18 protein-coding genes are annotated in these 18356 nt (G+C 43.3%); 7 read left to right on the plus strand and 11 right to left on the minus strand.

Features of this window, described 5'->3' with window-relative positions; translation table 11 throughout:
- Nucleotides 1-16 precede the first annotated feature (16 nt).
- Nucleotides 17-799, plus strand: coding sequence for a tetratricopeptide repeat protein (locus tag ACVBDU_RS14600; protein ID WP_447180472.1), 783 nt, complete (start codon nucleotides 17-19; stop codon nucleotides 797-799).
- Between the two features lie 64 nt (nucleotides 800-863).
- Here ACVBDU_RS14600 and ACVBDU_RS14605 read toward each other — a convergent pair whose 3' ends face one another.
- Entirely contained in the window at nucleotides 864-1748 is an 885-nt protein-coding gene (locus tag ACVBDU_RS14605; RefSeq protein WP_447180473.1) for a cation diffusion facilitator family transporter, read from the minus strand.
- A gap of 291 nt (nucleotides 1749-2039) precedes the next feature.
- Between ACVBDU_RS14605 and ACVBDU_RS14610 the strand changes: the two genes are divergently transcribed.
- From ACVBDU_RS14610 to ACVBDU_RS14620, 3 genes are all read left to right on the plus strand, one after another.
- Nucleotides 2040-2351, plus strand: a complete 312-nt coding sequence (locus ACVBDU_RS14610) for a hypothetical protein (protein ID WP_447180474.1) — start codon at nucleotides 2040-2042, stop codon at nucleotides 2349-2351.
- Nucleotides 2352-2567: 216 nt separating this feature from the next.
- The gene (locus ACVBDU_RS14615; protein ID WP_447180475.1) at nucleotides 2568-4211 is read left to right on the plus strand and encodes a SulP family inorganic anion transporter; all 1644 of its coding nucleotides are present in this window, start codon (nucleotides 2568-2570) and stop codon (nucleotides 4209-4211) included.
- Between the two features lie 40 nt (nucleotides 4212-4251).
- Nucleotides 4252-4890 (plus strand): carbonic anhydrase family protein, encoded by a 639-nt coding sequence (locus ACVBDU_RS14620; protein WP_447180476.1) that lies wholly within the window; start codon nucleotides 4252-4254, stop codon nucleotides 4888-4890.
- 70 nt (nucleotides 4891-4960) lie between these two features.
- Here ACVBDU_RS14620 and ACVBDU_RS14625 read toward each other — a convergent pair whose 3' ends face one another.
- The 6 genes from ACVBDU_RS14625 to ACVBDU_RS14650 all read right to left on the minus strand — a co-directional run bounded on the left by ACVBDU_RS14625 (nucleotide 4961) and on the right by ACVBDU_RS14650 (nucleotide 12219).
- The gene (locus ACVBDU_RS14625) at nucleotides 4961-6370 is read right to left on the minus strand and encodes a DUF4403 family protein (protein WP_447180477.1); all 1410 of its coding nucleotides are present in this window, start codon (nucleotides 6368-6370) and stop codon (nucleotides 4961-4963) included.
- Between the two features lie 328 nt (nucleotides 6371-6698).
- Nucleotides 6699-7286, minus strand: a complete 588-nt coding sequence (locus tag ACVBDU_RS14630) for a DUF6252 domain-containing protein (RefSeq protein WP_447180478.1) — start codon at nucleotides 7284-7286, stop codon at nucleotides 6699-6701.
- 47 nt (nucleotides 7287-7333) lie between these two features.
- Entirely contained in the window at nucleotides 7334-8878 is a 1545-nt protein-coding gene (locus ACVBDU_RS14635; RefSeq protein ID WP_447180479.1) for a hypothetical protein, read from the minus strand.
- A gap of 129 nt (nucleotides 8879-9007) precedes the next feature.
- Nucleotides 9008-9784 (minus strand): LytR/AlgR family response regulator transcription factor, encoded by a 777-nt coding sequence (locus ACVBDU_RS14640; RefSeq protein WP_447180480.1) that lies wholly within the window; start codon nucleotides 9782-9784, stop codon nucleotides 9008-9010.
- A gap of 52 nt (nucleotides 9785-9836) precedes the next feature.
- Nucleotides 9837-11648, minus strand: a complete 1812-nt coding sequence (locus ACVBDU_RS14645) for a tetratricopeptide repeat-containing sensor histidine kinase (protein WP_447180481.1) — start codon at nucleotides 11646-11648, stop codon at nucleotides 9837-9839.
- 46 nt (nucleotides 11649-11694) lie between these two features.
- Nucleotides 11695-12219: a CvpA family protein gene (locus tag ACVBDU_RS14650; protein ID WP_447180482.1), complete on the minus strand. Its 525-nt coding sequence runs from the start codon at nucleotides 12217-12219 to the stop codon at nucleotides 11695-11697.
- Nucleotides 12220-12577: 358 nt separating this feature from the next.
- On the opposite strand from ACVBDU_RS14650, the gene ACVBDU_RS14655 reads away from it, so the two are divergent.
- The 3 genes from ACVBDU_RS14655 to ACVBDU_RS14665 all read left to right on the plus strand — a co-directional run bounded on the left by ACVBDU_RS14655 (nucleotide 12578) and on the right by ACVBDU_RS14665 (nucleotide 14565).
- Complete coding sequence (locus ACVBDU_RS14655) at nucleotides 12578-12934, plus strand: hypothetical protein (RefSeq protein ID WP_447180483.1); 357 nt, start codon at nucleotides 12578-12580, stop codon at nucleotides 12932-12934.
- Between the two features lie 170 nt (nucleotides 12935-13104).
- Nucleotides 13105-14124: a phenylalanine--tRNA ligase subunit alpha gene (gene pheS, locus ACVBDU_RS14660; protein ID WP_447180484.1), complete on the plus strand. Its 1020-nt coding sequence runs from the start codon at nucleotides 13105-13107 to the stop codon at nucleotides 14122-14124.
- Between the two features lie 45 nt (nucleotides 14125-14169).
- Nucleotides 14170-14565 carry a hypothetical protein gene (locus tag ACVBDU_RS14665; RefSeq protein ID WP_447180485.1) on the plus strand — a complete coding sequence of 132 codons (396 nt, stop codon included), beginning with the start codon at nucleotides 14170-14172 and terminating at the stop codon, nucleotides 14563-14565.
- An 88-nt stretch (nucleotides 14566-14653) separates the two neighbouring features.
- Here the strand turns inward: ACVBDU_RS14665 and ACVBDU_RS14670 are convergent, their stop codons facing one another.
- From ACVBDU_RS14670 to ACVBDU_RS14685, 4 genes are read right to left on the minus strand one after another with little or no spacing between them, the layout of a single operon-like run.
- The gene (locus ACVBDU_RS14670; RefSeq protein WP_447180486.1) at nucleotides 14654-15286 is read right to left on the minus strand and encodes a LysE family translocator; all 633 of its coding nucleotides are present in this window, start codon (nucleotides 15284-15286) and stop codon (nucleotides 14654-14656) included.
- A gap of 28 nt (nucleotides 15287-15314) precedes the next feature.
- Entirely contained in the window at nucleotides 15315-16529 is a 1215-nt protein-coding gene (locus ACVBDU_RS14675) for a murein hydrolase activator EnvC family protein (protein WP_447180487.1), read from the minus strand.
- 30 nt (nucleotides 16530-16559) lie between these two features.
- Complete coding sequence (gene lolB1, locus ACVBDU_RS14680) at nucleotides 16560-17348, minus strand: lipoprotein insertase outer membrane protein LolB1 (protein ID WP_447180488.1); 789 nt, start codon at nucleotides 17346-17348, stop codon at nucleotides 16560-16562.
- Between the two features lie 23 nt (nucleotides 17349-17371).
- Nucleotides 17372-18310 carry a tetratricopeptide repeat protein gene (locus ACVBDU_RS14685; RefSeq protein ID WP_447180489.1) on the minus strand — a complete coding sequence of 313 codons (939 nt, stop codon included), beginning with the start codon at nucleotides 18308-18310 and terminating at the stop codon, nucleotides 17372-17374.
- Nucleotides 18311-18356: the final 46 nt, after the last annotated feature.

The raw sequence follows: 18356 nt of genomic DNA on the forward strand, positions 1-18356 counted from the left end.
GAAACTGCTACGATAAATGATATTAAGAAAGTATAACATGAGAATAGCGACTATAGTCATAGTATTACTCTTCCACTTCTCCGGTTTTTCTCAGGAGACCCCGTCACCGAAAAAGCTATTTGACGAGGCTACCTCCATGTACAATGACGGAAAATACGAAGAGGCCGCTGAAAATTACCTGGCCATTCTGGACCATGGCCAGCATTCTGCCGCGGTATATTATAACCTCGGAAATTCTTATTACAAACTGTCCCGGATACCGGAAAGCATTTATTACTATGAAAAGGCATTACAGCTTTCGCCGGACGACCAGGACGTTAAAAACAATCTCGTATTTGCCAGGAACATGACTATAGATGCTATAGAACCTCTTCCGCAAACAGGGTTTTCCAGATCCTGGAACAATCTGACCGGGAATTTTCATTACAATACCTGGGCAGGGATTGCCATTGGATTTGCCTTTCTGACAGCACTATTCTTTCTTTGCTACTACTACCTCAACTCATCTGTCCAGAAAAGAATATTTTTCGTGTCGAGTATTGCTTCGGTTGCCTGTATGATAGGAAGTGTATACATCGCATATTTCCAGTTCCACAAAAACACGAATACCAGCTTTGCCATTGTATTTGCCAAAGAATCCCAGGTAAAAACCGAACCTAATCCCAGAAGCGAACAGGCTTTTCTGCTTCACAGCGGTACCAAAGTACAGATACTGGAAACACTGGATGACTGGAAACACATAAAACTGGTTGACGGAAAAACAGGCTGGCTGCCACAGGGAGACGTAAAAGAACTTTAATAAAACCTCAGGGCAAGGCATTCATCCGTTTCCGGCAACATGGCTTTCTTCTCCGGATCTGTAACTAATCGGTAAGATTTTCATCAAAGGGCTCTACATGAATAAGTATATGCTCCGTATCCGGCATTTCCTCCTGCAAAGCATCTTTCAGGTCATGGGCGAGTTTATGCCCTTCTTTCACCGTAATTTCCGCATCCACTATAGCATGTAAGTCGATATGGTATTTCATTCCGGTCTTACGGATATAACATTTTTCCGTAGCCAGTATACCATCTACCTGTGTGGCTATTTCCCGAACCCGTTTTATACGCCCTTCGTACACTTGTTCGTCCATCACTTCACCAAGTGCCGGCCTGAAGATCAGATAACTGTTATAAATAATAAAACCGGAAGCGAAAAGAGCGGCCCAGTCATCGGCAGCTTCATATCCGTCACCCAGCAAAAGAGCCATCGATATCCCTATGAATGCGGCAACCGAAGTTATGGCATCACTCCTGTGGTGCCAGGCATCGGCCCTCAGGGAACTGCTTCCTGTTTCCGTACTTCGCCGCATTACGAAACGATAAGAGATCTCCTTCCATAAAATAATTGCGCCCAACACGATAAGTGTATAAGGTTTTGGCTGTTCGTGCGGCGTACTTATGTTTTTTATACTTTCATGAGCAATGACCGCCGCCGAAATAATCAGGAAACCCACCACCACGAAAGTAAGCAAAGGTTCCGCCTTGCCATGTCCGTAAGGATGATTTTTATCCGCAGGTCTGGCCGCGTATTTCAGGCCTAATAAGACCAGGAAAGAAGAAAATACATCTGTCGTGGATTCTATTGCATCTGCTATAAGAGCGTAAGAATTCCCCAGAATTCCGGTAACCCCTTTTATAATGGCCAGGGCAGCATTACTGAATAAGCTGAAGTAAATTGCTTTTACTGCTACACGTTCCCTGGTCATTTACATTTCCTTTTTGGCAAATTTATAAAATCCGGGAGGGCGGTGCCCCTTTTTACTGAGATATTATCCAATTACACCGTACAACACATATAAAAGAAGTTTATAACAAAATACTTCGATAAAGTATACAACGTACACGAAAAACCACAACAAACTCATTATCAATATGGTAAAATACTGTGTTCCCGGTTATCAACTACCTAAAAATACCTCTGCATCCGCAGTTTTAAATGTTCCTTAACACTAGATTAAAAAAATCCTGTTATTTTTGTAACTTATAAAAATCAACTCTTGATACTTAAGAACGGAACATATAAAAGCATTGCCATTTCTTTACTGGTCCTTTTCGGGGTTTTCCTAATTACTCCCGCAATTGTTACCATTATAGAGAAAAATGCTGACGTTTCCATGTTCTATTCTGCTACAGAAGAAGAGAGCAAGGAAACGATAAAAGTTATGGACGATCGTATCATAAAAAGTATGCATGAAACCTGTTTTCTCCTTTCCTCTCTTTTTAATGAAAGTACTTCAACGGGTTATGTGGAGATTCTCCACAATTCTTTTCTGGTAGATAAATTCTGCCCTCCCCCCGAGTTCGTATAATACCTCTTTTTTCACATAACAACTCTTTTTATCATCGGCCGGACAGGTAAGCGTTTGTTTAATGAACAAATACACCGTTTCACCGTCTGTCCCTGATCATTTCATTTAACCTTTTTTATTCCTGTCCGACAGGTTGGTTAGGAGTTTTCACCACGTTCTCCGGAATTATATTTCCGGCACGGAACATATGTTTCATTTCAAAAAAAAATAACTCTTATGAGAGATAAAATGCCCTTTTTTGCAAACCTGAAATCCGATTTCGCAGCAGGTCTTGTTGTTTTTCTGGTTGCTTTACCACTGTGTCTGGGAATAGCCATGGCTTCCGGCGCACCGCTTTTCTCCGGTATTATATCCGGTATTGTAGGTGGTATTGCCGTAGGTTACTTAAGCCAGTCGCACGTAAGTGTTTCCGGACCGGCTGCAGGTCTAACCGCTATTGTACTGGTAGCTTTAACAGACCTCGGGGCTTTTAATATATTCCTTATGGCTGTGGTAATTGCGGGTCTGTTACAACTTGTACTCGGATTTATCAAAGCAGGTACCATATCCAACTATTTCCCCACCAACGTCATCGAAGGTATGCTCGCCGGTATCGGTGCTATTATTTTCCTGAAACAGGTGCCTAAGGCACTCGGATCTGATGTGGAAATAGGTTCCGGCCTGGCAATTTTTACAGATCTTATCGCATCTTTCCAGGACGTAAGGCCCGGAGTAATCATAGTAACCCTCATATCGCTCGGTATCCTTATAGCCTGGGATAAAGTAGATACGCTGAAAAGGCTGAAACTGATCCCCGGAGCCCTGGTCGCCGTAATCACCGGTGCTCTCATCAATGAAATGTTTATTTTGTCCGGTAGCTCCATGGCCATCACAGCAAATTACATGGTTAACCTTCCTGTCCCCACTACTGCAGAAGAATTCCAGGGAATGATATCGCTTCCCAGTTTTGCTTCCGTGACCAATCCGGATGTCTGGGTTGCAGCCATAACCATAGCCATAGTGGCCTCTATAGAGTCACTGCTTAACCTGGAGGCTTCGGTACGCCTGGACCCCTTTAAGCGTTATGCCAGCGCCAACAGGGAACTCAAGGCACAGGGAATAGGAAATGTGATTTGCGGTCTCATAGGAGGTTTACCTCTTACTACCGTTATCGTAAGAACCTCAACCAATATCAATGCCGGTGGTAAAAGTAAAGCTTCTGCGGTAATTCACGGTATACTTCTCCTGGTCTGTGTCCTTTCCATTCCGTTTGTACTCAACAGGATACCCCTGGCCACACTGGCAGCAGTTCTGCTGATTATAGGATATAAACTGGCCAAGCCGGCTACATTTCGCCATTTCTGGTTAAAAGGTAAATACCAGTTCATTCCTTTCCTGGCTACTTTCGGCGCCGTGGTTTTCACCGACCTCCTGAAAGGAGTAGCTCTCGGAATGATTATCAGTGTGATCTTTATACTGCGGGGAAACATCAAACGAGCATATTTCTTCCGCAAAGAAGAATACGAAAGCGGAGATATCATACATATGGACCTTGCACAGGAAGTGTCTTTTCTGAACAAAGCCGCCATAAAACTCACATTGAACCATCTGCCCGAAAATTCTAAAATAGTGATTGACGCTTCCGATACCGTCTATATAGCACACGATATCCTGGACCTCATCCAGGAATTCAAAACCGTGACTGCCCCGGAAAAAGGTATCGAAGTGGTGCTCACAGGCTTCAAAGATGCCTATCTACTGGACAATAACGAGGAAATATCCAACCACGTCTCTGTAGAGCATGACAACATGATGTCTTACCGCAAAAACGGCAGTACATCTCACAAAAAGGTAATCTCCGAGCTGATTAATGACAAATAGCACCATAAAACAAGATAGTAAATCCCATAAAAATACCTATATGAAAGCACATACCGCAGAAACTCAGGCCACGGTAACCCCGCGTAAGGCTTTGGAATTTTTGAAAGAAGGTAATCAACGATTTATACGCAATCTCCGCGCGAACCGCGACTTACTGGAGCAGGTAAACGCCACCAAAAACGGACAATTTCCCTTTGCGGTGATTCTCAGTTGTATTGACAGCCGGACTTCGGCCGAACTGATTTTCGACCAGGGCCTGGGCGATATTTTCAGCGCCAGGGTAGCCGGAAATATAATAAATGAAGATATACTGGGTAGTATGGAATACTCCTGTAAGGTAGCCGGCTCAAAGCTGATCGTGGTGCTGGGCCACAGTAAATGCGGAGCTGTAACCAGCGCCTGTAAAGGGGTAAAATTGGGAAATATAACAGCCCTATTGAGTAAAATGCAGGACTCCATCGCGGAAGTAGGCAGAGAAAAACCGGATGCAGACACTGGTTCGTCCGATTTTGTAGAAGCTGTTGCACACCACAATGTAGTGCATACCATGGACGAAATACTAAAGCGTAGCCCGGTACTGAATGAAATGTTCGAAGCCGGGGAAATAGGCATCGCAGGATGTTATTACGATGTGGAATCCGGAGAGGTCGAGTTCGTCAAGGAGATTATTCCCGACTAATTCTCTTAAGGTAGAAAATAAAAACCGTCGCATATTTTGGGTTCAATCCAACACAAGGCGGTTTTTATTTTTACTCCAAACCATCAATAGTAACAGAAACCTTGCCTTTGAGCTTGATAAAAGCGACCATAGCTGTGGGCGATAATTGGATTTTATCCAGTTTTATCTCCTGGACGGATCCGTTTACAAAAACACCTTTCACAGGAGAGTAGTTTCCAAGATAACGCTCCACACTCTCTTTACCCTCCTTTAGGTTAGGTTCTATTGAATACCTGCATTTTTCCTGCAATTGGAGTAATATACGGTTTCCAGCCAGCCATTGTGCTGACTTTAACAACGCGTCCTTTGTGTCCAGTACATAATCCAGCTTATCAAAAAACACTTCCCTGGTGGCCTCATTGTACTGCGGATATCCGGTTAAATAGAGAGTGCCGTTAACACTTCCCACCACATCCAAAGCTATAATTATCTTCCCTTCCTTTTGCCAGATATCCACAGCTTTCACCATTATTTTCTTTCTGCCATCTCCGAACTCATACCCCTTAAAATTCTTGGTAAGGATTCTTGATGCATCTTTATAAGACGATATTGCAGCTATACTGGCCGTAACAGATTCAGGAATTTTACTTACCGGTTTTAACACAATATTTTCCTTGTCAAACTTCGACACGGGCTTCTCCCCGATAATGGTCTCCATAGCACATTTCATTCCCATTTTAAAAACTATGGCCTGGTCTATTAAGGATGCATCTGTCGTATACAACTCTTCCGGAATGATCCGTAACCAACTCTCATAAGTTTCACTCATTTGAAAGGGGGTGCATATTTTTTCGAGGGCATCTAATACATTGGGTTTAAAATCCAGGGATTCTTTTATAGCATGGTCTATATTTCCTTCAATAACCGTTTTTAACAAAACAACTGCTGAATTGACCAGACCGGTAACAGGTAGTTTTTGTCCCATGACATTCATTGTCGGTTCTTCGTTCCATACCAGGGATTTTAATTTTGTATTTGTTCTCAACTCCCAATTGACCAGTCCTACATCACTGATAAGGGTAACAGTGCCATCCAAAGAAATATCCCTGATATCTTCGAGGGGCAACCCGAATGTATTTGCATTGAACCGATATTGTATCCATGCCTTTAACGGCAGTACGGTTTTTAGCTTTCCGTTCTCGTTGGTTATGGAAATCTCCCGGTCCTTCCAAACTTTCATTTTAAGGTCGTCGTCCTTAAAATCCGTATCCTCATAGATAAATCCTTCGAGCGAAGTATTTGTTATGCGCTCTACATCTTTTAGTTTTATGGCAACGGGAAGATTGATAAACGAATATGTATTTTCATAAACCAAAGGAACTACATTTCCCGGCTCCGGTTTCAGGGTTTCTATTTTTTTTGATGAGGAACAGCCCACCAGGCCCAAAAACAATAAAAAAAGACATGAAGAAAATGCTCCCGTGCGCTTATGATTTTTCATTGACCTATAAAATTAAGATTATTTAGAAACGACCTGAATTTTGTTTCTAAAGATAGAAAAATCAACATAAACCTATCATAATATGCCTGAAGTAATAGAAAGATGATTATCAGCAGAAATTATTGGATACTACCCTAAATAGTGACTTCCCCGCCATGACCGTTCGATTGCGGTTTTTGGGTGATACCCGGATCAATACACTACCAAATTTAAACAGTTTCTACGTTTATGCAACATTCGAAACACTGTTAAACCGCTGTATTTCAGAGAATATACTCTATCTTAAGCGCCCCTATTGATTTAAATCAGTCATGAAGAATTCCCGTATTTATTCCATTGTAGCCCCCATTACCTTATAAATACCTATTTCACTGAATTCACCCTTAACGCCTTTAATTTTACCATTGGATTCCTGCACGGTAAATTCATATTTTCCCGAAATGGTATTAGGATTTCCTTTAAGATCGAGATCGGAGACTGTAACGGAACCTTCTTCTGCCATCATTTCGCCAAATAATGCTGTACATATAACTTCTTTCTTCTCAATCTCTTCGCCTGCTGCTGCCCGTTTCATATAGTTCCCCGCATCGTAGGTCCCCTCCTTGAGGGCAGGTACTCTGAAGTGAAACTGAATATTGATATCGCCCTCTTCCGAAGAAGCCTCTAATATTAAAATACGCTTTGTGCCCTCACCTGCCATCAACTGGGCATTGAACCCGGAACTATCATATTGTTTTCCATCAATTCCTATACTGAAGGAGCCATTCTCTTCTGTACTTCTGGTTACTTCTTCATGTTCTTCTACTTCTTTGCTTATTTCCCTTATAGCCTTTATTCCCTCTTTCTGTTCTTTGTTTAAACAGGAATTCAGGCCGATAAGAGCGACGAAACCGAATAAAACGGATTTTTTTATCATTGTTCTGGTTTTGGTTTTTGAATTAAAATGCAGTGATCTGTATTTTTTTATTGTTCCTTATATTCACTAAGACCTATTCTCTGTTTACTGGTATTCCCCGGTTGTCCGACATAAGACGGAAGATCCGGAGACTTGCCTTCGTTATCACCACAACCTCCTTGTAAAGCACAAATAGAATTTATCCACATATCCATAGTCATCTTAAAATGTTTTCTCATCCAGTCCGATCTACCCTTAAAGTCCGTAGGGTTCATTGCCGACTTCAGGGCGTCGTAAATTCTCTTGTTTAAGTCCGCTTCATTCAGGTATTCTTCGGTGGGCTTAACATCTGTCAACTCTCCCGCCTCATCTACATATCCTTTGTATTCTTTGTATTGGTCTATCCATTTTTTCATCTGTTGATACCTTTCTTTCATCTGTTCCCAGGTGGGTTTTTGAGTTTCCTGTACGGAGAAATCAGAGATCGTACCAGGCATGTCGGGCATATATGGTCCATGCCCCTCAAAACCCGGTTGTTTCCTTTCTTCGGGATTGGGGGTCATCTCCATGACCCCGGCCAGTTCACTCAGAGCCCCCCGGAACATCCATGCACCGTTCTTTATTACCTTACGCTCTCCGGGCTCTTGCCCTGTAAAAGTAATCGTCTCCATTTTCCATACGGGCACATTGGACCGGCCATATGAAAATACAGTTTCACCAGCTTTATCGTTATACTGAATTTGTATCGAATTTCCTTCATAGGAAATAGTGGTCACCCTTCCTTTTTCATCTTTAACAATATCCAATTGGGCAGGCCGGTATAGCTCTATATCTGTCTCGCTATATCCCCTGGAATTACTCCGTAAATAAAAACCCTGACCTATATAAGACCAAATTCCCTTGTCAATAATTTTACTGCCCGGACCCACGGGTGCTATACCGGTTTTTACGGCTATGGCTTCCAGTTCACTATATTTTAACTGTGTCGATTGCATCTTGTCCCGCAATGACATATACGTATTTGTAAGGGACTTTATCTCTTCGGGCAGATGTTTATTGGTAATATTCTTTACACTTACCTGCAGGGTCAATATTTCTTTGGCGGTCAATAAAGGTTTTACCCGGGACTGAAAATCCAGGGGATAATCAGAAAATTTCGCTCCTGCCTCTATCCCCCAGATAAGGGTTTGTACATCCGGTTGGGGTATCTCCGGAAAATCAACAGACTTTTTCAAAATAGAATTTATAATCCCGGCTTTTAATCCTTTAAGTTTTGCTATCTGATATCCATCTCCCTGAGTAGGTCCGTATACTCCTGCCTTCAGGCAATATGATCTCACAGTAGCTTTGTAGTAACCGGGCTTTAACCGGAAATTATCTATAGTGTCCGCCATTTCCGGATCAAAAAAGTCCTTATCAAACCAATTGAATCCGTACAAAGTATCGTTTATGGATGTGGTTATTGCAGAACCGGGTTTCCAGGCATGAGGATCTACTTTAGTGGTTATTTTCTGAACCTCTTTGATTACTTTTTTAAATATTTGAGCCTGGCTCTTTATGGGCAATACACAACAAACCACCACAACAAATATCACCTTAAACGGACTGTTCATCACACAAATCTTTGGGTTCTGTGGTGTAAAATTAGCCGATATATCCTATAAAAACGCGGCACCCCCAATTGTTTTAGTATTTTGGGTGTACTGATGAGGTATTATGAGGAATTCCTGAGTATTCAATCCTCACAAGGAATCAAAAAACAAAAGCACCCTTGCCTTTTTGCTTTTGGAAACAGGGATGCGCAATCCATTATTTAAGACAAGGTGTTCTTCCTTTTTGCGATACATATCTACATGAGAAAAATTGACCAGATAAGATTGGTGTACTCGTATAAAACCAAGTGGAGAGAGTTTTTCTTCAAAAACCTTTAAAGGCTGTGATACCACGATTTTTTTATCCGGCTCCAAAGAAAAAACCGTATAATTGTTGTCTGCCTGTGCATAACAAATATCTTTTGCCTTAATGATATAGATCCGGTCAGAGGTTTTCAGGACAATCTTTTTTTCTGAACTTCCTTCTTCCCTGTAATTCTGAAAAAAAGCTTCCAGTTGCAGGTAATATGTCTCCTGTTGAAGGGTATCGATAACTCTGGCCACGGCATTTTCCACGTCACCGGGTGTTACGGGTTTAAGCAAAAAGTCCAGTGCACTGAAGCGAAAGGCCTGCATAGCATAATCGGCATAGGCGGTAATAAAGATAACTTTGAAGTTGTGTTCCTTTTTCCTGTAAAGCTTTTCCAGCAACTCAAAAGAATTGCCATCCGGAAGGTTGATATCCAGAAGGAGAAGTTGCGGTTGCACTTTGCCGAACATCTCTTCGGCCTCTTTCAGATCTCCCGCTTCGTACAAAAACAGTGTTTTGAACCTTTTCGTTAGTACGGCGGTTATGAACTCCCTGGACCGGGAATCGTCTTCTACTAAAAGACAGGATATTTCTCGAGCGGGTATAGGTGTTTCCATATAAATCTTACTCTTTTACAATCACTCCGAACCATTCCGGATTTTATGTGCGTCATCCCTCGAGGACCGGCAGGTATAAGATAACTCTGGTCCCCGGAAACTCCGGATGTTCTCTGAACGGCAGTATCTCCAAACTGATCTTCCTCTTGTTCACCTTGTTGAATTCATTTATCCTCTTGTTTACGATCTCGCTCCCCATAGAACGGTGAAGAGCATTAGCCTTTTGTTTGTTCTGAGGATACAGGCCTTTCCCGTTGTCACATATCGTTATCTTTAATGAGTTCTCTTCTTTTACAAGATCGACAGAAATCCTTCCTTGAGGTACGTCCCGCATCCCGTGGATCACGGCATTTTCCACAAAGGGCTGCACCAGCATTACCGGTATATTCAGGTCTCCCATGTCTTCCGGTAATTCATCAGGCGTAATTTCATAAGTAAAATCGTCCTGATGGTTAAGTTGCTGAAGTTGTAAAAAATTACGGATCATCTCCACTTCTTTTTCCAGGGCTATGGTATCCCTGTCCGAACTCTCCAAAACAGAACGTATCAACCTGCCAAAGCTATTCAGGTATGTCATGGAAGCTTCGGTCTCATTCTTAAAGATAAAATTCTGTACACTCTGCAAGGCGTTAAAAATAAAATGCGGATTAAGTTGTGCAAGCAAAAAACGCTGCTGCATCCTGGATTTTTCCAGGGCCTGGCGGATCCGGGTTTGCTTCAGCCATATATAAACCAAAACAGCAAACAACACTAAGAGTGCCAGAGATATACCTACCAGGACCCGTTGCCTGGCAATCAGCTTTTCCTGAAGCCTGCCTTCTGCCTGAAGGAAATCTATCCGGGCCTGTTTTTGTTCGGATTCGTATTTTTCCGTGAGTTCCGCCACCTTTCCCCTATAGTCCAGCTTTTGCAGGGAATCCCTTAACTTATCGCGCTCTTCGGCATACTCAAGGGCTTTGGGAAAATCCTCCTGTTTCTTTGCCACACTCTTCAGGTTTTGCAGTACCAATACCCGGTCTTCACCGGTTGCCTGCTCCAGGGCCCTCCGATAATACGTGCCGGCCCGGTCATACCGACCGGACATCTCATAGGCACGCCCCAGATTGTTATAGGTTGCCGCCGGGCTTCCGACCGAAAGGCTGTCCTTTATACGCAATGCAAGTTCTCCCGCCGAAATGGCTTTTTCCCATTGTTCCTTTTCCGTATGTATATTACTGAGATTGGTATACAAGACCGACCGCACGTATTCCTCCCCGAATTTTTCCGCCAGGGGTATTGCCTTTAAGATCATTCCTTCGCTGGCATCTCTTTTGTCCCGATCCAGGTATAAGGCCGCCAGGTTTCCCATAACGTGAAGCCTTAATACATTTTCTTCATCCAGAATACCCAGAGCACTTTCCAGGTACTTTTCCGCTTCATCAAAATCCTTCAGCTGCGCATATAATGCTCCCAGGTTTACATAGACCTTCCCTATATCGGAAGGATGCCGATTTTTATCCAGGTATCCCAATCCTTTCTGATAATGGTCCAGCGCCTTATCGTATTCTTTTCGCACCTGAAGCACCGAACCCAAACCGTTATAAAAACGCCCCGTATACAAAGAATCTCCATACTTATGCGCCATGGATAAACCTTTCGTATACTGCTGTTCCGCAGCTTCCGGTTCCCGCTTCTGCATAAATCCCGCTCCGGAACGAAATAAACTGTCCAGAATATAGGTGTTATCCACATTTTCCTGCCAGGTTGGCGAGAATCCGGGAATGGAGCCGGCATTCACGGACAAACAAAAAAAAGTCAGAAAAAAAACCACCGAGATCCTTCGGATGGGAAGAAGTTTATACAACGTATGTAAATATTCTTTCATGTTCTGAAAATGAAACCCGGAAAGTACCGGTAATTACCTTCCCGGTCTATGCACTATCGTCCGATATATTTATTATTTGCGTGTCCTTACTTTCCCTGAGGACGTAAAAGAACAGCGCTTCTCCTATTTTCTTCACCGGATTATAGAGTATTGAAGTCCGCTTTTTCTCCGCATCCACAAAACTTATCGCATTATCCGTAGCTTCGAAAAAAACGAGGAGTGCGCCGAGTATCACTATTACTTTTAAACCTCCGAAGAGCCCGCCAAGAATACGGTTCAACAAACCTAAAGCTGCAAAATCGGCGATCTTTGTCAATAACTTTCCCGCCAGCGAAACCACAATGATCACCGCACAGAATACCAGGATAAAGGCAGCGAGGTTTACATACCGCTCCTCCCAGTCTACATGTCTGGCCATATAATCCCCCACCTCATACGAGAAATGAATGGCACAGTATATTCCGAGTATCAGGGCTACCAAAGATGCTATTTCCACAAAAAGGCCTTTATACAGCCCGCGGATAATACCGAATACGATAAGCAGCCCGATAACTATGTCTATATAGTTCATTCTTCTTTCTTAATAACGTTACCAAATATATGCAAATAATACTTTGGGCCGGATTCAACTCCAGGGCAAACGCATTAAAAAAACTGTAATTGCGACGTTTAGTTACAGGTTTAAAATTCCAGGTTTCAAGTTTTTCAGGGCGAACCTGCAACTTGTAACCTGTAACTCAAAATTCTCAGCCACGGACTGTAACAGGGTTACCGCCTACCAAATTACCGCTCCTCTTCTATATAGTACGCTTACCCCGGATTCAACTCTTTTTTACCAACTGTATATAGAAGCGTGTTCTTCTCTTTAAGTACTGCTTTACGGAAAGCGCGAATCTTTGTAACTTTACTGCTTTCTAATTCAAGCAGACATGTCGAGAGATGAAAAATTAAAGGAGCGCTGGGGTATCCTGGTACAAAAACTATCGGGGAAATTTGCAGATGGAGATCCCCTGGACATTGACGCCATTATATATCTTATCGGGGTACAGGAACTGGGACAACTGGGGCGGAAATTTAAGAAAGACGACAAGATAAATCTCATGCACATTGCCATATGCCGGCTCCTGGAGCCTTATGGGTATTACGACTTTGACTATATAGACGAAGACGGGTGGCCCCATTACAAAACAAAAGAAGAACTTCCCTTTCTCAAGGCCGGAGAACAATCTGTATTGATGAAAGAGGCCATCGTACAGTATTTTGTAGAGAAAGAATTTATAGAATAAGCAAAAAAAAGTAAATTTGCCTCTCTGTTAAAGACCGGTGGCAAATTTTCCGTATTCCGGTAAATTCCGTTACTACCCCGACCATAAGGAATTTCAAAGCCTTTTTTCGGGATATACCGGGAAGACCGGGAAGCGATAAAGATTTTCCGCATCCAAAAAAAAGTTGCTCGATGATAGACAAGATTAAGGAATACATAACCCGGGTAGAGCAATTTACCTCTTCCGATATGGGCGAAATAGAGGCTTTCCGGATACAGTATCTCGGTAAAAAAGGGGTACTCAACGATTTTTTTGCTGCTTTTAAAAATGTTCCGAACGAAGAGAAAAAAGAATTCGGACAGGTGGTCAACCAATTGAAAAATGCCGCACAGGACAAAGTCAGTGCTTTAAAAGAGACCCTGGAGAGAAAAAACGGTCAAAAAAGTATATACGGAGACCTCACACGGCCTGCTGAACCGATTGCCCTGGGCTCACGCCACCCCATCTCTATCGTTAAAAACCAGATCATAGATATTTTTTCGCGTATAGGGTTCAACGTGTCCGAAGGACCGGAAATCGAGGACGACTGGCATAACTTTACCGCATTGAACCTCCCGGAATATCACCCGGCCAGGGATATGCAGGATACTTTCTTTATCCAGACCGATCCAGATATACTGCTCCGTACGCATACATCGTCCGTACAGGTCCGGTACATGGAAGAGCACAAACCTCCAATACGTACCATTTCCCCGGGAAGAGTATACCGCAATGAGGCCATTTCCGCCCGTTCGCACTGTTTTTTCCACCAGGTGGAAGGTCTGTATATTGACAAAGGTGTTTCTTTTGCCGACCTGAAACAGACATTGCAATATTTTACTACGGAAATGTTCGGAAAATCCAGAATACGTCTCCGTCCTTCTTATTTCCCTTTTACGGAACCCAGTGCGGAAGTGGATGTATATTGGGGACTGGAAACAGAAACGGACTATAAGATGACCAAAGGTACCGGATGGCTGGAGATTATGGGATGCGGTATGGTAGACCCCAACGTATTGCAGAATTGCGGTATAGACCCCAAAGAATATTCCGGATTTGCTTTCGGTATGGGAATAGACCGTATTGCATTGTTACTGCACCAGATACCGGATATCCGCATGCTCAGTGAAAACGACGTACGCTTTTTGAGCCAGTTCAAATCCGTTTTATAAGCTACCTCCTGAAAGACGGTAGCCGCAATAACGATTTCTGAGATTATGAAGAAAGATATTGAAATCCCCGTTGTAAAAGACGTATATGTTGCTGTGGTCCGGGAGTGGAACGAGGAATTCCTTTCGAAAGACTGGTATGCCTACATCATAAACCATAAAAAAACTCCTATAGAAATGGTTCTGGTCGTATCCAAAGGATATGACAACGACACCAGGACTTCCGTAATGCGCCACGGCATAGGTATTGTCGGCGCAAGGGATTACGCCAAAATAGAACTGGTACAGGAAGACGTTCTGAAACTTGACAACGAATTCTTCGTGACTTTCTTCTCCGAAGGGAAACTCTTCGAAAAAAGGTATGTTTTCCCAAAAAATACTATCCGGGAGAGCGCTCTTGGCGACCTTCCCGTAATGGAACTACAGGGCATACTCGCCGAATAACAGTTATGGCGCTTTTTAGTTGGTAGTCCGGTAGTTGTCAATTGCACTTCCGGGCCGAAGAATGGCAAAAAAGCCGAAGAGAAAGACCTTATTTTGCTTTCGTAAATGCCATTTTTACGGCAAGTCCGGTGAGTACGCTGGCCATAAACCACTTTTGCAGACGTGCCCAGAACGGATGCCTGGAAAACCAGGCCGACATCCGGGAGGCAAAAAGCACGATAAGGAAATTCACGGAAAAGCTTATCAGTATCTGTACAAAACCCAGCTGGAAACTCTGCCGGAGTACCGAGCCGTATTCTGGTTTTATAAATTGCGGAAAAAAGGATAAGTAGAAAACCGCCATCTTTGGGTTGAGTACATTGGTAAGAAAACCGATGTGGAACAGTTTCCTTCCCGAATCGCGTTTCAGGGTCCTGTCCGGGCTAAAAACGTTGTCTTTCGATTTTACGGCTTTATACGCCAGGAACAGCAAATACCCCACCCCAAGCACCTTTATCACCATATAAGCGTATGGAACGGCAAAAAAAATGGCTGTCAGGCCAAAAGAAACCATGACAATGTGAAACAGGAAACCACAGATAACCCCGAAAAGAGAAATAATCCCGGCTTCTTTTCCCTGGGAAAGGGAACGGGATATAAGGTATACCATATTAGGCCCCGGGGTAAGGACCATGATCAGGGCTGCAAGCGAAAACAGCAGTAACGTATCTGTAGGCAACATTTTATAAGGAGATATTGATTTCTTTCCTCTACATGCGATAGATCCACTCTTCCGGGTTTAACCGGTTAGCATCCCGGTACAAGAAGAACTTAAGTTCGGTCTTTCCGCTGGACCGGCTCGTAAATATTTCACCAAGTTGTGTTTTGGCTGAAATTTTCTGTCCTTTCTTTACATAGATCCTACCGAGATTGTAATAAGTAGTAATATAGTTTCCGTGTCTCACCTGCACCGCTTTATTGGCTCCCGGAACCGCTATTATTGCGGAAACTTCCCCGTCAAAAACCGCCCTGGCCCTCTCTCCTTCCTGTGTGGCTATGATTACCCCGTTATTAAAGTTCTTAACCGCAGGATACACCGGGTCGGAATATTCTCCATAGCCTTTGCTCTTCACCCCTTTTTCCACCGGCCAGATCAGTTTACCTTTATTTGCAGCGAAATTATTGGCTATCACCTTGGCTTCCGGGGTCAGTGCAAAAGTAACATTACTGGTACTTTTACCTGCTTTTTTATTGGATTCGGCTATAGCTTCGCGTATCAGCCTTTCTATTTGCCGGTCTATGGCCTGCGTTTCCCTGCGTTTTTTTGTTATCTGCGAATTATACTGCGATTCCTTTTTTCGTATACTGGCAATGAGAGACTGTTGTTCGCGCCTTTCTTTCTCCAGTGATTCCTGCTCTCTTTTATTTTCGGTAATCAGCGTTTCTTTCTCCTTGCGCTGTACGATAAGTTCTTTGTTGAGGTTTTGCAGTTCCAGGGTCTTTTCCTGTATGGATTCTCCCTGTTCTTTGCGATAATCCGCATACTGTTTCATGTATTGCAGGCGTTTGTACGCCTGGAAGAAATTTTCGGAAGAGAGCAGGAACATCAGGCGGTTTTGCCTGGACCTGCTTTTATAGGTATGTCTTATGGTTTCTGCATAATCTTCTTTCAGGCCGGCCAACTCCTTTCTGAGATCATCGATCTTCTTCATATTGTTATTCACCTGGCGGTTGAGAAGGTTGGCCTGACGATTGGTTACCTGTATGAGTTCCTGTCGTACCCGGATCTTTTGATTCAGGTCTTCCACTTCGGTAACTACGTTCTGTCTTTCCTTTTTCTGCTGGGAAAGCAAGCCGTTGATCTGCTTTATCTCTTCCTGCAAACGCGCTCTTTTAGCCTCCAGTTCCTTTTGTTCCCTGGTCTGTGCATTTCCAATACCAAAAGAAAGGAGGACAATCACCAGTAAAAAAATACGTTCTTTCATTATGCAGACTACAGTTTAGCGTATATAGGCCTACCTGGCACTGTCTAAAGTTATCTCCTTATATCCCTTGGGAATGCTGTAAGGGAAGGTCAGTTCCCGATTGAATTCCACATTCCTGTACTTTATGTCTATATTGGTTTTTCTACCGTCTTCTTCCACGGAAATCCCTATCTCATCCGGAAAAACTTCTTTTTCCACCAGTTGATAGGTTTTATATTCGACATTCAGTATCCTGCCTTCTGCAGGATCGGCAAGCAATTGCCTGCCCATTCTGAAATTGGCCGGTTCTACCTGGAACAGTACCTTGAGCAGATCCATTTCATTAACGGGCTTTAACTGGTAGTTATTGTTCACTATCAAAGAATTATAATCTCCTTCATGAAGATCGAACATTGCCAGGCCAAGCAACAGGTTCTGTACTTTTTCGAAATTGAGTTCCGTACCGAGGAAATTGCTCAAATAGGAAAAATCACCGTCAAAATAACTGTTGTCCAGTTTATTGTAAAAGCTCACCCTATCCGGGGTTATATATACTTTGGCCAGGTTCATCGTAGCGCTCAGCCAGATTGCCTTATCTTTTTCCAGCCGAAAGCTAAGGTTCAGTCCCTGCGAAGTATCGCCATTATCATAATCCACTTTCATTCGTCCAGCAACGGTTTGGAATTCCGGTGCATTTTTGTAATGCCTTTTAATGATCTGCCTGGCCGAAAGGTCGCTGACCGCCTCTCCTTCCGCTATGGCTTTGGTGGTTTTGCACGACTGTAGCAACAAAATAACCACTACAGGCAACACAATCCATATTTTCTGTATCTGCTTCATATATTTTCCGGTTACACCTGTATCTATTTTTTCATTTTCCCGGAATATTCCAGGGCTTTTTTATTATCTCCAAGCGAATTATAAGCTATGACAAATTCCCTGTAGATATCATTTTCCAGCCGGGTATCGTCTATCAGGTAGTCCAGGGCGGTCTGCAAAGCGGTTATGGCTTCTTTATGTCTTTTCAGGCGGTTCAGGGCATGGGCCTGGTCGTAATACAGCTTCGGCTGGGAGGGATACATTTCCAGGGCTTCCGTAGCTCGTTCCAGTACTTCACGGTGGTTAAAAAGCTTTTTATAACTCTCTATTTTCCGGTATATTTCCTCCAGTTCGTTCTTCTCCCCTGTTTCTCCGGATGCACTTGTTCCCGGCTCATTTGACGGTTCGGAAGTATGGTTCCGCAACCTGGTGTTTATCCATACCTTCTGTTGCTCCCGCTCTTCCGATTTCCCGAGCCCGGCATTCAGTTCCTCTATTAGTTCAAGGGCTTCTTCATATCTTCGCGTATCCATATAAATACGAACGAGATTCTCCTTGTACTTACCGTTGGACTTTGCCAGTCGCTGCCCCACTTCAATGGCTTTATCCGTTTCCCTTCTCGCTTCGTAAACACCAAACAGGGCATCCAGATACCATATTTCCGGGTTCTTTTCTACCGCGGCAAGCAGGTAAGTCTCCGCCTGGTCATACACTTTCATTTCCACATAGTTACGACCCAGTTCATAATCTACCACATCATTGTCCGGTTGCAGTTTTTTACACTTCAGCAGTTCCTCTACGGCTTTATCGTAATTTTCTATACCTTTCTGCTTCAGTGCTTCAAAAAAATGTTCCTGGAAGTCATCGGAGTGCTCTTCCGTAGATATCTCAGCGCTTTCCACAGCCATAGCAGGCTCCTGCCCGTAACTCCCGTAAAGGAAATACAGTCCGAAAATTGCCGTTATGAAGATCTTTGTTCTCACCTCTCAAATTTATGGATTCCCGCGAACTGTACCAGCACTCCGGCAC

Source organism: Sinomicrobium endophyticum, from assembly GCF_052983315.1.